This is a genomic window from Paenibacillus sp. J31R122 (genome assembly GCF_056269185.1).
On record NZ_JBWDNM010000023.1, the window covers coordinates 17175 to 32318 of the forward strand.

Below are 15144 nucleotides of genomic sequence, written 5' to 3' on the forward strand. Positions count from 1 at the left end.
TAGTAAGCCGACTTTTTAATACCGAAAGAGTAAACTAAGAGTTATTATCTGAATCGTCAGGGTTATTTTGCTTCTTCTCTAAGCTAACACCCTTCACTTCATCTTCGTCATGGGTTTGAATACGTACAGTCACATCGCCCATTGTCTCAATAATCGGCTCAGTTGTCGGTACGGATACATCACCATCTGAAGAAGCTCCGCCGTCACCATCAAGTGAACCGGTTTCGATCAGACGCTTGATTTGATCCATTTCAAGTGTTTCGACAGTAAGCAATGTCTGTGCAATGATATGCATTTCCTTGCTCTTCTCTGTCAATAGCTTCTTAGCGCGATCGTAGCAAGCGTTCGTAATGGTCTGCATCTCTTGATCAATCTCGTATGCAATTGAATCGGAATAGTTCTGCTCATGACCAATATCGCGGCCAAGGAATACTTGGCTTTGTGAGCTGCTGCCGAACTGCATCGGTCCAAGCCTGTCGCTCATACCGTATTCCATAATCATACTGCGTACAATACCTGTCGCTTGTTTAAAGTCACTGTAAGCGCCAGTTCCGATTTCACCGATAAACAGCTCTTCCGCAACACGACCGGCTAGCAAGCCTGTTATCTTATCAAGAAGCTCTTGCTTTGTAACCAGCATACGATCTTCTTTTGGAAGCATGATGACGTAACCGCCAGCGCGACCTCGCGGAATAATTGTTACTTTATGAACCATATCTGCATGTTCAAGGAAGAAACCAGCAATTGTATGTCCCGCTTCATGATAAGCGACAATACGTTTCTCACGATCACTCACGACACGGCTTTTCTTCTCCGTACCGACTATGATACGGTCAATCGCATCATCAATCTCAAGCATGGCGATTTCTTTCTTATTGCGACGCGCAGCAAGTAGAGCTGCTTCATTCAACAGGTTCTCAAGGTCTGCTCCACTAAATCCAGTGGTACGCTTTGCAATGATATCCAGCTTAACGTCGCCTGTAAATGGTTTGTTGCGTGCATGAACTTTCAGAACCGCTTCACGGCCCTTCACATCTGGACGGTCAACCGTAATCTGACGGTCAAAGCGGCCTGGACGTAGAAGTGCTGGATCCAGAATGTCTGGACGGTTTGTTGCAGCAATGATAATAATTCCCTCGTTAGCGCCAAAACCATCCATCTCAACGAGCAATTGGTTGAGTGTCTGTTCACGCTCGTCATGACCACCGCCAAGACCTGCGCCACGCTGACGTCCTACAGCATCAATCTCATCAATAAATATGATACAAGGTGCGTTTTTCTTAGCATTTTCAAACAAATCACGCACACGCGAAGCACCGACACCGACGAACATTTCCACGAAATCCGAACCGGAAATACTGAAGAAAGGTACGCCCGCTTCACCAGCTACAGCACGTGCAAGCAATGTCTTACCTGTACCTGGAGGACCAACTAGCAGAACCCCCTTCGGTATGCGCGCGCCAACAAGGTTAAACTTACGCGGATCCTTCAAGAAGTCGACAACCTCAACGAGCTCTTGTTTCTCCTCGTCCGCCCCTGCCACATCCTCGAAAGTAATCCGTTTCTTCTCATTATCATACAGCCGCGCTTTGCTCTTGCCGAAATTCATGACTTTGCCGCCGCCGCCTTGAGCCTGATTCATCAAAAAGAAGAATAGGACAAGAATGATGATGAACGGAATAATAGAAGTAAGGAATGTAAGCCAAATACTTGGCGTATCCATTTTCTTATTTTCTAATTTAAAGCCGTATTGCTCCTGCCAATCGAGAATTTTCTCTTCCGCCTTAACGCCAATTCGAGATACGAATTCATCGCTTTCCGCGTCAGCAGGCTTTTGTTTATATTTACCAGTAACAAAATAAGTTTGGTTATCAAACTTCACACTCATTTCTGCAACATTGCCTGATTCAACGGCAGTGCGAAGCTCATCATAACGCAAACCTACAGTAGCTTTATTTTGGCTGCTGATAAATTGAAAGATCCCAACGGTCACCAAAAAGATAATTAAATAAAAACCAGTATTACGGATGATCCGATTCATCCCCAACCTCCTCTCAGACACTTTAAATATTTTACCATAGCATGACTTCCCATAACAATAGAGGTGTCAGGTGAAGAGGCATGTACGGGTGAATCGCCAAAGAATGACTGTCTTATTACTTATTTCTCATATATTTGCGGCTTCAAAATACCAATATACGGAAGATTGCGATATTTTTCCGCATAGTCTAGACCATAGCCTACAACAAACTCGTCTGGCAACGTAAAGCCTTTGTAGTCAGCTTCCAGATCTACAGTGCGACGGCCTGGTTTATCAAACAACGTAACGACTGTAACTGACTTCGCGTTACGGCGCTCAAGCACATCGATTAAGTAGCTAAGTGTTAGCCCGCTGTCGATAATATCCTCGACAATTAGCACATCACGTCCTTCAACCGATACATCGAGGTCTTTAATGATTTTGACAACACCTGACGATTTAGTTGACTGTCCGTAGCTGGATACAGCCATGAAGTCGATCTCGAGCGGTACCGTAATTTCTTTAACCAGGTCAGCCATAAAAATAAACGCGCCTTTTAGAACGCAAATAACGAGCGGATTACGTCCACCAAAATCCTTGCTTAGCATTTCTCCAAGCTCTTTAACCTTCGTTTGAATCTGCTCTTCATCATACAGTACTTCTAGAATATCATTCTGCAAAGTATAAATCCCCCTACGCTTTAACTATGTTTATGAGTGTAACAGTGCTACTTATTCGTTGTTCGCTCGGATGAACAATACGTCTTTTGTGTGTGAATCTGTGAGCGCGTGACTTGAACGGCGAATGCCAGGAATCCAAAGCAAGCGTCCGGCAGAATCAAATAACAGCGGATATAGCTCACGCTCAGAAGGGGCAATCTTCTCGTCAACGAACATATCTTGCACTTTTTTCGAGCCATTTAATCCTAAAACTTGAATTCTGTCACCCGGAAGTCGATTTCGCATGATTAACGGATATGTAAGCTGTGAAGCATCGAAGTAAGCTTCATAACGAGAAGCAGGCCTTTGGCTCTGATGAGCGGACGAATAGCCTAACAAAAAGCTCCATCCATTCGACTCTATCGTCAAGCTGGCAGCATCTCTTCCCACTTCGCACAAAAAGCCGCTTGCATCGTTCAATGTGTTAGGCGATACCGTTAGCCATCGCATCACATCATATTCACGAGCGCAGCGAACACCGGCACCTGCATCGATTCGCCATGTAGCAGGCGCATGATCCGAAGCAGCAAGTCGCATCGTCTCGATCTGTTCGAAGGATATGTTTTCCGTTTCCTTAGAAAGATAACTTAATATTAGTTTAATCAATCTCCTTTGTAAAGCGACATGGAGACCGCTTAAATCATTGCAGCTTAAAGCGCATTCGTCAGAGGATCTAGAAACAAGCTGAGCGAATATCGCTTCTGTTTGTTTCTCCATCCATTCATCCTCCGCGCCGGCCACTTCGGCAAGCCGCTGTAACGATTGAGGCAGCTGTGGGTTAAACTGTGATAAATAAGGCAAAATATCGAGCCGGATGACATTCCGGAAATAATAGCGTTCCTTGTTGCTGCCATCCAGACAGAATGGTACGTCTTGCTCTTCGCAGTAGCGTAGGATGTCTGACTTGTTCATACGAAGCATAGGCCGAATAAGTTCCACGTTTTTTTCACGACGTTTACTAAGAATGCCCGCAAGACCCGTTAACCCCGTTCCGCGAATAACACGCATAAGAACTGTCTCCGATTGATCGTCTCCATGATGGGCAAGCGCAATCCGTGATGCGCCATGTCGCTCCGCTACCTCGTGCAAAAAGGCGTAACGTTTCTCGCGCGCGGCAACCTGTCCATTTAATCCCGTTTCTTCTATGTAACTTGGTAAATCTAGTGTTATAGTCTCGCACGCCACATTTAATCGCTTCGCATACGCTTTAACAACCTCCAGCTCCTTAGCTGACTCCACGGGACGAAAGCCATGATTAACATGTGCCGCGATAATTGTTAAACTGCCGCTCTCTGCCAGGGAAGATAGCATATGCAGCAGTGCCATCGAATCCGGTCCGCCGGAGACAGCCACTACTATACGGTCTCCATTCGTCCACAAACCGCGCTCCTCTGCAGCCCTCACAAGCTCGTTTCGCAAAATCATATGTATCTTCACCTCCATCTATTATGTCACTATTACAGCATATTCCGTAATAACCAATAGACTGATGTCGCCAGTAATACTGCTGATGCGACAGCAAGCCCTTTAAGCCAAATAGGTAATTTCGCGGATTTATGCGTATCGCTCCTATGCATGAGCATTCTCCATGCCACCGCTCCCTCACCCGCATCCGCAAATTGGCCAGTAAATGCTTTGTTTAGCCACCCAGCAATCGGTTTTAGCTTCGGACTGCTCTGAGCGATTTGCATTAGCTCCGATACAGAACGATTTTGCGGCAGCAGCTCAAGCGTCAGCTGATGGAGCTTCTTATCCTCATGCAGTTGAATGCAAAGCACGCCAAAAGAGAATAGATCATACTTTGTATCTGCCGACCTTGACCCGCCATTCCAATAGCCTCTATCATAAATTTCAGTAAATTGCCGAATACCCTTGCCAATGGCAGTTACACCACCGAAATCTACCAGCTCAACATGACCATAATCACCAACAAGTACATTTTCAACCTTTAAATCGCCGAACACCCAGCCAGCTTGATGTAGTCTGGACAGCTTGACTAGTAAATTAAGCCCAACGAGAGGAAACCACTCGGTGCCCTGTTGCTTCAAGTATACAGATAATGTTGTGCCAAGCACATAACGCATAATGTAGAACGGATATTCGCGACCGTCAGATCCGTACAGGTCATCCACGTCAAACAAAAAAGGCTCCTGCCCCTGCTGCTTCTGTGAAGCAATAGACTGCAGAACATTAATCTCTGATTGCAGATCGATGGCATCAGATCCAACCTTAAGCGCAAACCAGTTGCGATCACGCTGTACGAGATATACTTTACCGTTAGCGCCCTCTCCAAGCAAGCGTTCTATCCGATACCTTCCTTGCTTCCATTTGCCGGTCACCACCATACCGCGGCGAAGATCGACCTTAAACGACGTAGTCACTCATCATCCCATCCGTTTCATCTCTTCTCTGTCTGCCGTAATCACCCGGCCGATAATAATCAATGACCTTCATTATAGCAGGTCCTGTCGGAGTCGTACCGCCCATCTGAAGCTTTGGCAAAATGGCATGAACGCCATTCAAGTGATCCGTCCATCCCATATCCATTACGCAATCGTCACCGTTTCTCGAGGCTGGAAAGTGGAAGACTGAAATTTCACTCTTCCCTTGCCGTGACTGCAGACTTAGCATGAGATCCCTTATAGCTTCTTCCACAGCAGGAAGCTTGGGTTTCATACTGGCGCTTGCGTCTATCAGAAGAGCAACCTGCAATCTGGACGTCTCGCCAAGCTCATCAATCACCCGTACGACCTCACCGCGCTTCTGCGGAGGCAGCGCTTCAATGGATCCATTGCCCAGCACCTGCTTTAATTCCTTCTGTACAGCTAATTGAATCGTCTGGACGACCGTCTTGCGAGTCATCATCTGCACCGTCTGTGAGAGCTGACGTACATTAACCAATCTGCTTAAGCCGCCTCCGGCACGCGCGATCTCTTCAATCTCGTTCGCACCTAGCTCGCCCACATCACCATGATCAAGTACACCTACTACATTAACAGAAATACCTTCTGAATTCGCATGGGCAGCAGCCACAATGGGACTGAGCCCGACATTCGAACAGCCATCCGTTATTAATAAAATTTGCTTCATAGTTATTTACCCTCCTCAACTCTTTGTGCAACCAAGCAAAAATGCCTTCGGTGTCTTCTGGACACCGAGGTAGCTTTGACGGAGAAATATCAGAGAAAGTAGAAGTAATTTTATACTTTCTGATATTTGAACATCGCTTCCAATGCACAGACTCAGAGCAAGCCTTTCTATCAGCTTTGCCTTTTTTAGGAGGGATAAACAGCTAAACTAGCAAAAAGTTCATTTAAAACGCTTCTCTATGTATTTTATCGACAAGATTTATGTGTTAGATGAATATATCTATTAGGTCGGTTTCGCTAGTTAACGGCTTACATTCATTCCCAGGGCGATTATTTGCGTTATTGGACTTGGGGGTTCGAGTGCGATCGATACTTGAAGAGGCAGCTGATGCCGGGGTTGTAGTGTTGCTTGAATAGAATGAGCTATCGAGGTGTTTGTTGCAGTTGTGAGCTGTAATTATAAACGTAGAGGAAGGCGCTCATATCGCACCTCCCCCTTCTTTACCTTCAAGCATAAAACGACCTTTGCCGTCCTTTGCGGCGTAAACTTGTTTCAGAGTGAAATATTAGTCGAGTATAGGGTCAAACATATCCTCCTTTCTTAGATTTGAACAAATCCGTTTCCCTGTAATCATTCCTCCTTTAAACATTTGTCATGTCAAAAGACTGCTGGATCAGATGTCAGCTCACCGTCCTTGGACGCTCCATACGCGATACCCCCGGCCAGCGGAATGATGCCCATTCCGGTAAATGCTTATCAATACGAGCAACAAGCACTGTCATATCGTCCATAATCTCGCCTTCATGATAACGAACTACCATCTCTAGCAGCGCGTCTGCCATCTCCTGCGGATCATTTGTCTTCAGCTCATTAATAATCCGTTTCATCCAAAGCTCCTTGTTTACAGCATGGCCCGGCGCATCATAAATACCATCGCTCATCATAACAAGCGTGTCACCCGGCTGCATCTGCATGGATACAAAGTCGACATCGATATCCTGAAGAATCCCAATCGGCAAATTATTAGCGCTTACTAAAATAACCTCGTTTCCTCGTTTGATAAAGCTCGGCGTCGAGCCAATTTTCATAAACGTCGTTTGTGCTGTATATAAATCTACTATTGCTAAATCAACAGTAGCGAATACTTCATCCGAGGACCTAAGCAGCAGCACCGAGTTAACCGATTTCACCGCCAGCTTCTCATCCATGCCCGACTGCAGCAGCTGCTGCAAAATAGACAACGCCGCGCTGCTCTCCTGCCGCGCTCGTTCACCATTGCCCATTCCATCGCTTATCGCTACAGCAAATTTGCCGTTGCCAAGCTCAACCATGCTAAAGCTGTCTCCTGACAATAAATCGCCGCCTTTGGCCGCGCCTGCTATGCCCGTCTCCACCTCATACTGCTTCGCCGAACAGAAGGCTACTAACGTCGGCTCACCGTTTGCGGCTGGCGGATGCTCCGATTTAACCGCAATATACTCACCCAAAATATCACTTAACAGCGGTGCGATAATTTTACGGCATTCGTCATATCCCCTTTCAAAAGAATGATAGACCTCAATATCCACATTGCCCTCCTCTAAACTCACTATGTCGATGCCTTGTATCGATAATCCTAATCCTTCCACCGCCTCTCGAATTTGTTCCTCTTGCAAGTGAAGCGTCTGTCCCTCCCTCTTAATTTCTTTGGCCAAATCCTCCATAACTTGCGATACACCTTGCAATTGATCAGCAACAAGTTGACGAGAGTCGTATATTTGCTTCTTCCAGTGCATATTATTTTGATATAGCTCGTATTGCTGACGCATGTCCATCAGCACCTGCGATGATTTCACGCAATGGGCAGTCCATGCCCGCGGTATTTCCTTCGAGGCAGGAATGCGATCCTCCTCGACCACTACCATCATATCCGTCATCATTTTATAGGTGTGAAAAAACTTGTCCTCCCAGCAAGCATTCTGCCTATGGCAGCTGGCACAGCTGCGCTCTGCAACCGCATTCATGAAATGATTGATCTCCTCTTCCCGCTTCACCTCCGTTACATTTTTCGTTAGTTGACCAAAGCTTTGTGACAGCTGCTTAAATACTTCAGAGTATTGTGATACACGGTCAGCCGTAACCTCGCGCACCCGCTTTGCATACTCATGCTGCGACTTCGCGTGCTCATTGGTACCTGGCACGTAACGGGATATGGTGCGAATAATTCCGCGAGGCGTCAACATAAGCAAAGTAGCCGCTGCGACTGATTCCCATGTAGAACTCATAACATCAGCCTGACTGCCTACATATATGGATAAAATTGACGTACCTAACAGCATCCCAAACGCGGTAGCCATCTTACCGCCTTCACGAAGCAGCCCGGCAAGCAGTCCGGCAAAAGCAAGCAGACTCATCTGAACAACTGCTCCAAAGTCCGCCAAGCTCAAAATGAGGCCTGCAACTACGCCAACTGAGGCACCAAGCGGCGCACCGCCTGCTAGAGCGAACAACAGCAGCATATAACGAGACATCACATGCTCCGCTGAAAGCCCATAAACTACCCAGCCAACCGCCCCTGTCATAACGGAAGCTAGTAAAATCATCAAACAAATGATTTCCTCATTTTTTAGCGAGGCTGATTTTTTCGTCATAGTCAGAACTGGAATAGCCTGTATAAAGACGAGTGTAAGCACGAACCCAAGCGCCGCCTCCACAACAACGAGCATAAAGTTATACCAGCTAAGCGCGTCCCCTATAAATACACTGAACAGCTGGACGAGCAACGTGGCTGCAAATACAATAATCGGGGCTACCGACAGCTCTGCCTTCTCGTAGGCATCCAACCCTCGCACAAATAGAAAAAACACTGCAATTTCCATCGCAATCCACATCGGTGCAGGATCAGCCGCCAGCCAGCTGCCGGCCACTAATGAAATCGCCACCCAAGGATAAATATCTCGTCGCATGAAATACATGACTGCAAAGTAAGCAATTGCAAACGGCATAAGTGATTCCAATATGACCGCTCTACCAAGTAGGAATGCAATACCTACAAGAAGAAACGTCCATTTCTTGGCCAAAATAACTTGAATGAAATGACGCGCTGCCGCCCACTCCCGTCCCTTCTGCATAACTGTCTGCACGAGGTTTGTCCGTTTCACTCCAGGAAATACAACTGCATTTTCCTTGTCCATTAATAGACACCACCATTCCGATTGTAATGTGTTTTTCATTATAGGAGGTTGTCCGTATGAAGTTTGTCAGTTAACGTAACGCGCCTAAAAGTTTTTTCCGACAAAAACAAAGGCTCATGCAGTCATTGTCATCGAGCAGCCAAACATATACGCCGCAAGGATTTGATCGGTTTATTGTGAATCCTTTTCACTAGACAGCTTCAACAAAAACCGTGTTGCGCATATTCCTTTTGCTGACGAATGAACGTTATAACCTGTCGGGAATGATGGAGGATGAGAGAAAAGTTTTTTTTCCTAAACCTAAGCATCTCCGAAAACGACAAGGAAGCCGTCAGCCCCTATCACCGCTGCTCTATTACAATCATTTTTGCAGGCTCTGCGTCCCTCTTCGACAGCAGAACGTAAGGCATCTGAAATCCTTTCCTACTAAAAAACGCAAAAAAAGCAGAACCTTATAGGTTCTGCTTCATGTATGAATATATGACGATTCAGCTTAAACTCGCTTGGCTCCGCGTCCGCCGCGTTTGCCCTCTGTGTTTTTCTTCAGAGTAGAGATGCGTTCTTCGCTGTCTTTCAGGAAGCGTGACACTTTATCCTCGAATGACGGTTTACCGTAAGCCGGTCTGCCAGCCGATTGCTTGTTGAAGGGACGTCCGCCGCCGCCACCACCGCCGCCATTGCCTCCACGATTGAAACGTTCTCCGCCACCACTACCGCCAGTGCTTCCTCCGCCTCCGCCGCTATGACGCTCGCGTTGTTGTGGCGCTGGTTGGCCTTCCGGCCGGTCAATGGCTTGCTTAATGGAAAGTCCGATCTTTCCGTCTTTGTCCACGTTGATCACTTTTACTTTCACGACATCGTCGATTTTCAGGTGATCCTTCACGTCTTTGACGTAATTATCAGCGATTTCCGAAATGTGAACAAGACCTGTGACACCTCCCGACAAGTCGACAAATGCCCCGAAATGCGTAATTCCTGTCACTTTTCCCTCTAACTTAGCGCCCACTTCAATTGCCATAAAATAAAATGTTCCTCCCTAAATGATTTGCAAAGCAAATCTTTCATCGTAAACCTAAACCTTGTTACGCGCAACAAAACTGTCATAGAAAACCCATACCTGAAATATGAAGCAATAACTGAATTTTAAGTATAAGCCGAAAGTTTTGTGAAACCGCTACTAACGTGATTATAACCGAACGGTTGAAGTAAGGTCAACAGACGTTCACCCGTTTTAAAGCCTCTATTTAATCCGTAAATATTTGTTGCTCACCCTTCTTCACCATGCCTTGCTCCTTGGTGGCCAGCTGAGCTATATATTCGGGATCGTTAAGCCGTTCAATCTGCTGCTTAAGCGCGTTGCTATCACTTGTAGAGCTATCCACTTGCTTCTGTAGGGTAGACAGCTTGAGGTTAGTTGCGCTACTCTGCTGCATCTGGCCGAAGATTGTATACGCCGCCCAACCTATAAAAAGCACAATGAACATCATCCAAATCTTAAAACGACGTTTCGTCCCAGCCCCCGTCGATGTCTTGTTTACACTAGCAGTTGTCATTCGCGTATTACCTCCTAAACCATTTACTCCATATTCGCGCAATTTGTAATCCAATCTTTCGCAGCCTATCGGCAACTTGCCATTTAGCCATATAAAATGACAGCCACCGTCCTATGGGACGAGTGATAGGTCTAGCCATCCAATTCAGCACCCGCCAAAATGGACGAACCAATTGTAACACAATTTTCAGAAGGAAAATAGTGAGTGCAGTCACAAATCCTAAAATAACCTTCACTAGTTTATATAATAACACAAGCGGTTTAATGATAATAAAGTTCAAACATTTTAATATAAACGAAAGGAGTGACCTAACTGCATGAATCAGCCATTTCACAATTGCAATAACTGCTCTGCTAAGCAGCCAATAGTACAAGAGGACGCCGACTGCCAGTCCGATAAACACATACGCCCGCACCTCGCCATTGTTGCTTGCGTATAGAACTCGGAAGACAACTACAGCAGCCGCCATCCAGTAGATGACATCGAGTACAGGCAGCCACCACCGAGGAAACCGAAGCTCGTTGGACAACACACGATAGCCATCGAACACGGTTCCCATGCCTAATCCGGATAATAGCATAAATGCCATCGTCAACCACTGCATGCTTAGCGTCACTTAAATAGCTTCCCGAACAACCCTTTGGACTTTGCGGATGCGTTGTTCCCATCCAAATAGGCGAGTGAATGAACGAGTCCTTCGATGGCGACCAGTCCCTGTTCCAGGCTTAAATGCTTAATATGCAGGTTTTGTCCTGTAACCGTCAAGAAACCAAGCTCTGTTTCCAGCAAGAACTCTTCGCTGTCGAAACTTTCCACATTTATTACTCCGGTAAGCTCCAGCAGCTTGCGATTTAGCATGTTTACTTCCTGGCGCTTCTGCACCTTGCTTTGTTCAACCATAGACTCGTCCCCCGCTTCGTTAACATATCCCAAGCTCAAACGGCTGCCGTAGAGCCCAATGCGGCACGGCATACGTTTTGCAGTCAAATATTCGCAGAGTATAAGTGCAAGTCTCACACTCTGTTATAGGTTAAGACTAGCTTATGGACGGTGGACGAGGTTTAGAACCTAGTTTAATCATTTGTTCTGATCGATAGGCATAGCTTTATTAGCCGTTCTGACTTGCAAATAAACGAGCAGCAAAATGACTATAAGCAGTTGGCTAAACCAGTCGAACAATACATCAAAAGCAGACCAGACTATCCAATGGTCAATGCTCGTCATGGTCGATAACAGCATTGGTGCAGTAGTAATAATAATGGTGAATGTAAGCATTGCCGCGTAGCCGGTTAGTGCATAGCCTGCAAATTTGAAGTAGCGTCCGCGCGACATAGTCCGGCTTAATTCCATTGGGTTAATTGCGGAGGTATTCTCGACCGATACGATAATTGGCATAAGCATGAGCCGTACAGCATAGATGAGGCCAGGAATAATCAAGAGGAATATCCCTGCAATAATAATGACGCTCTGCAAAAAGCTGTACATAATCATTCGAATCCATTTACGTAGCCCCCATTGAATGGAGGATCTAAAGCTTTGGTTTGCTTGCGTCATTTTGCCTAAGATGAAATGAACGACCATGGGAGTAGTTGCGCATAGAAATAGTAGTTTGGCGATATTATCATAACGCGGTGAGGAATAGATTTCTCCATAATCATTCCAATCAACAAAATAATAATGTTTGATTACTTCAACAGGAACAGCAATTAATGCCGTAAGCAAAAAAATCGGTCCAGCATTTCTGAAGAACAGGCTAAATGCATAGCGCAGTAATGCAAAGCCCTTCAATTCAAAATCAGGTACCTCCAGGTACATCTGTTTCATAGAGTTCTTCCTCCACAGGGATTGGCAGCTTTTTTCAATATATTCCCATGATAGAAGACGATATGAAAACTGTCCATTGTGGAATTGAAATAAGCTTAAACGGCTGTCGCCCATCTTCTGCGGCAAAAGCTTTGGTTTTTACGGAGATTAGAAATCACATATATAAGTCTATTAAAAAAAGCTGCCGTACCAAGCGAATTGCTTGATACGGCAGCTCTCTATTATTTCTCCCATTCGAGAATATTCTCGCGTGGGCGTTGTTCCTCTTTCACCAAAGAATAGAGCTCTCCGGCTTCATCCTTACGGGTTGTATCCGCAATACGCTCTACGCGTACGGTTACGATTTTCTGGCCGTATTGGATTTGGAGCTCATCACCGACCTTTACGGCACTGCTAGCTTTCGCTTCGCGGCCGTTAATCCATACGCGTCCCTGCTCGGAAACATCCTTCGCAACGGTACGGCGCTTGATCAATCGGGATACTTTGAGAAATTTATCTAATCGCATTAGACTACTTAATTGCTTCTTTCAGCTTGTTACCAGCTTTGAACGCAGGAACCTTCGATTCTGGAATCGTGATCTCTGCACCCGTTTGCGGGTTGCGGCCTACACGGCCGGAGCGTTTGCGAGTTTCGAAAGTACCGAAGCCGATCAATTGTACTTTGTCGCCACCTGCAAGTGCATCTGTTACTTCACCAAGAAATCCGTTAAGCACGGACTCTACGTCACGTTTAGTCAAGCCGCTTTTTTCTGCAATGTTGTTGATAAGATCTGTTTTGTTCATTAAAAAAACCTCCTAGTAATTTACGATTATTTGTGGTCGACATTTAAAACGCCGCCGTGGTTTGAAATTTTTACTCTTCTCGTGAATACTTATTCTGCCTTAGAGTAAAAAAATCCTGCCGCTAACTGAAAATATTTTGCGAAAACTGTGGAATAAAGGCGATTTGTGCCGAAATGAACGCTAAGACTGATGTTTTGCCTCTTCCCACCAACGATCCATTTCTGTTAAATCAGTCTGGTCAAATTGTTTGCCGCTTATACGAAGCTGCTCTTCAATATAGGCAAATCGACTGCGAAATTTTTTGTTCGTACGGGAAAGGGCCTCTTCTGGATCAGCATGAATGAATCTCGACGCATTGACGACAGCAAATAAAAGATCGCCAAGCTCCGCCGCTTGCTCCTCTTCGCTCTGCGTTGCAATAGCTTCACGAAGCTCATTCAGCTCCTCCTCGATTTTATCAAGTACAGGTCCTAGCTCGTCCCAGTCAAAGCCGACCTTAGCCGCTTTTTTCTGCAGCTTATAGGCTTTCATCAGCGCCGGAAGGTCAGCCGGAATCCCGTCTAACACCGATGGACGATTCACGTCTGTGCCATTTAACCGTTTTTCTTCAGCCTTCATCTGCTCCCAAGTGCCAAGTGCTTCTTCGGCATTTGCCGCGCCTTGATCACCAAACACATGCGGATGACGGAAGATAAGCTTCTCGTTTAGCGACTGAATGACATCATAGACCGAGAACGCGCCTGTCTCTTCTTCCATTTGGCTATGCAGCATGACCTGTAGTATAACATCTCCAAACTCCTCTTGCATCCCATCCGGGTCATCATTATCGATCGCTTCAAGCGCTTCGTAAAGCTCTTCGATAAAGTTTTTGCGAATGGACTGATGCGTCTGCTCCCTATCCCACGGACAACCCTCGGGACTGCGCAATATCGTGACAATCTCATGCAGCCGCTCAAAGGATCGATTGCGAAGTGCAGGATCATCAGAGCGCGGCACCCATATGAGTGACAGATTTCCGTATCCTGGGGTGCGATCAAGCTCGTATAGCGGAACGCGAATGATTTGCTGCTGACCGATAACGCCGAGAGCATGTCCTACAACGACTTCATAATCGTCAGGGTAACGCTCCATAAGTGCCAGCTTCACATCAGATGCGGTGAAAGCATCATACACCTGTCCGATGATTGTATGCAACTGTGGATGTACTTGTGATGGCTGAAGCTCGGCTGCATCCAGCAGCGTAAAGCCCTCAATCGGGTCAATGCCAAGGCTGATGAACGCCTGGTCAAGAAAGCTCTCTCCGCCTAGAATTTGCAGTGTAATTCCCGCTTGCGGGCATTGCTCACGAAGCAGCTGGACGGTACGCTCCGCCACCATCGGATGGCCAGGAACGGCGTAGATGAGCGATTGGCTGGAAACAGCGGATGAGGCGGACGAGCCAAGGCCGACAGACTCTTTGGATGGAGCAGGTGGAGATAGATCAACGGACTCGTTGGATCGAGCGGGCGGAGCATAGACAACAGACTCGCTCGATGAGGCTGACGATGTAGGTGAGGCAGGATTAATAGACTTGTTGGAACGAGTATGCTCATTAGTTGGGTGGAGGGCCTCGGCAATCAATGCCTCTGCTATAGCTTTGTAGACGTCAGGAAATGAATCATTATCCTCGTATAGGGAATCAAATGAACGGTATTCGATATTATTTTCTTCGAAAATAGCCATCATAGGGTGCTGCGCTGTCCGAACGAAAATCCGCTCTGCCGTTTGCAGCCTGCGCCACACGCCTAGTGTAAGTTGATCCGGATCTCCTGAGCCGAGCCCGACTACTGTAATAACTGGTTTAGTCATTTTGAGTAAACCTCCTTGATTTTTTGGGGGAATTTGAAAATTAAGTTATTTAAAAGTGTAAGGAACGTTTTTACTGTTATTGCAAAACGATTATGTATTAAGCTTCAGCGGGTATTTCAAGCTTGCCTATTTAT

At 46.2% G+C, this 15144-nt stretch carries 14 protein-coding genes; all 14 read right to left on the reverse strand.

The genetic code is table 11. The annotated features are described in order from the left end of the window. Positions 1 to 34: 34 nt before the first annotated feature. Positions 35 to 2041 (reverse strand): ATP-dependent zinc metalloprotease FtsH, encoded by a 2007-nt coding sequence (gene ftsH / locus AC0YN7_RS27140; protein ID WP_475813150.1) that lies wholly within the window; start codon positions 2039 to 2041, stop codon positions 35 to 37. Between the two features lie 119 nt (positions 2042 to 2160). Continuing rightward, on the reverse strand, positions 2161 to 2700 hold the full coding sequence (gene hpt / locus AC0YN7_RS27145; protein ID WP_475813151.1) for a hypoxanthine phosphoribosyltransferase: 540 nt from the start codon (positions 2698 to 2700) through the stop codon (positions 2161 to 2163). Between the two features lie 51 nt (positions 2701 to 2751). Beyond that, positions 2752 to 4164, reverse strand: coding sequence for a tRNA lysidine(34) synthetase TilS (gene tilS / locus AC0YN7_RS27150; RefSeq protein WP_475813152.1), 1413 nt, complete (start codon positions 4162 to 4164; stop codon positions 2752 to 2754). A 32-nt stretch (positions 4165 to 4196) separates the two neighbouring features. Then, entirely contained in the window at positions 4197 to 5120 is a 924-nt protein-coding gene (locus tag AC0YN7_RS27155) for a serine/threonine protein kinase (protein WP_475813153.1), read from the reverse strand. Continuing rightward, positions 5104 to 5829, reverse strand: a complete 726-nt coding sequence (locus tag AC0YN7_RS27160; protein ID WP_475813154.1) for a vWA domain-containing protein — start codon at positions 5827 to 5829, stop codon at positions 5104 to 5106. Before AC0YN7_RS27160 ends, AC0YN7_RS27155 begins: the two co-directional genes overlap by 17 nt. A gap of 680 nt (positions 5830 to 6509) precedes the next feature. Beyond that, the gene (gene spoIIE / locus AC0YN7_RS27165; RefSeq protein ID WP_475813155.1) at positions 6510 to 9002 is read right to left on the reverse strand and encodes a stage II sporulation protein E; all 2493 of its coding nucleotides are present in this window, start codon (positions 9000 to 9002) and stop codon (positions 6510 to 6512) included. A 493-nt stretch (positions 9003 to 9495) separates the two neighbouring features. Next, on the reverse strand, positions 9496 to 10020 hold the full coding sequence (locus AC0YN7_RS27170) for a S1 domain-containing RNA-binding protein (protein ID WP_475813156.1): 525 nt from the start codon (positions 10018 to 10020) through the stop codon (positions 9496 to 9498). A 226-nt stretch (positions 10021 to 10246) separates the two neighbouring features. Continuing rightward, complete coding sequence (locus tag AC0YN7_RS27175; RefSeq protein WP_475813157.1) at positions 10247 to 10555, reverse strand: FtsB family cell division protein; 309 nt, start codon at positions 10553 to 10555, stop codon at positions 10247 to 10249. A gap of 7 nt (positions 10556 to 10562) precedes the next feature. Then, the gene (gene yabQ / locus AC0YN7_RS27180) at positions 10563 to 11171 is read right to left on the reverse strand and encodes a spore cortex biosynthesis protein YabQ (protein ID WP_475813158.1); all 609 of its coding nucleotides are present in this window, start codon (positions 11169 to 11171) and stop codon (positions 10563 to 10565) included. Then, the gene (gene yabP, locus AC0YN7_RS27185) at positions 11168 to 11455 is read right to left on the reverse strand and encodes a sporulation protein YabP (protein ID WP_475813159.1); all 288 of its coding nucleotides are present in this window, start codon (positions 11453 to 11455) and stop codon (positions 11168 to 11170) included. The genes yabQ and yabP overlap by 4 nt, the downstream gene beginning before the upstream one ends. A 177-nt stretch (positions 11456 to 11632) precedes the next feature. Then, positions 11633 to 12379 (reverse strand): hypothetical protein, encoded by a 747-nt coding sequence (locus AC0YN7_RS27190; RefSeq protein ID WP_475813160.1) that lies wholly within the window; start codon positions 12377 to 12379, stop codon positions 11633 to 11635. Between the two features lie 221 nt (positions 12380 to 12600). Further along, complete coding sequence (locus AC0YN7_RS27195; protein ID WP_475813161.1) at positions 12601 to 12885, reverse strand: RNA-binding S4 domain-containing protein; 285 nt, start codon at positions 12883 to 12885, stop codon at positions 12601 to 12603. Between the two features lie 4 nt (positions 12886 to 12889). Next, positions 12890 to 13162 carry an HU family DNA-binding protein gene (locus AC0YN7_RS27200; RefSeq protein ID WP_475813162.1) on the reverse strand — a complete coding sequence of 91 codons (273 nt, stop codon included), beginning with the start codon at positions 13160 to 13162 and terminating at the stop codon, positions 12890 to 12892. A 180-nt stretch (positions 13163 to 13342) separates the two neighbouring features. Beyond that, positions 13343 to 15010: a bifunctional methyltransferase/pyrophosphohydrolase YabN gene (yabN, locus tag AC0YN7_RS27205; RefSeq protein ID WP_475813163.1), complete on the reverse strand. Its 1668-nt coding sequence runs from the start codon at positions 15008 to 15010 to the stop codon at positions 13343 to 13345. Positions 15011 to 15144 lie beyond the last annotated feature (134 nt).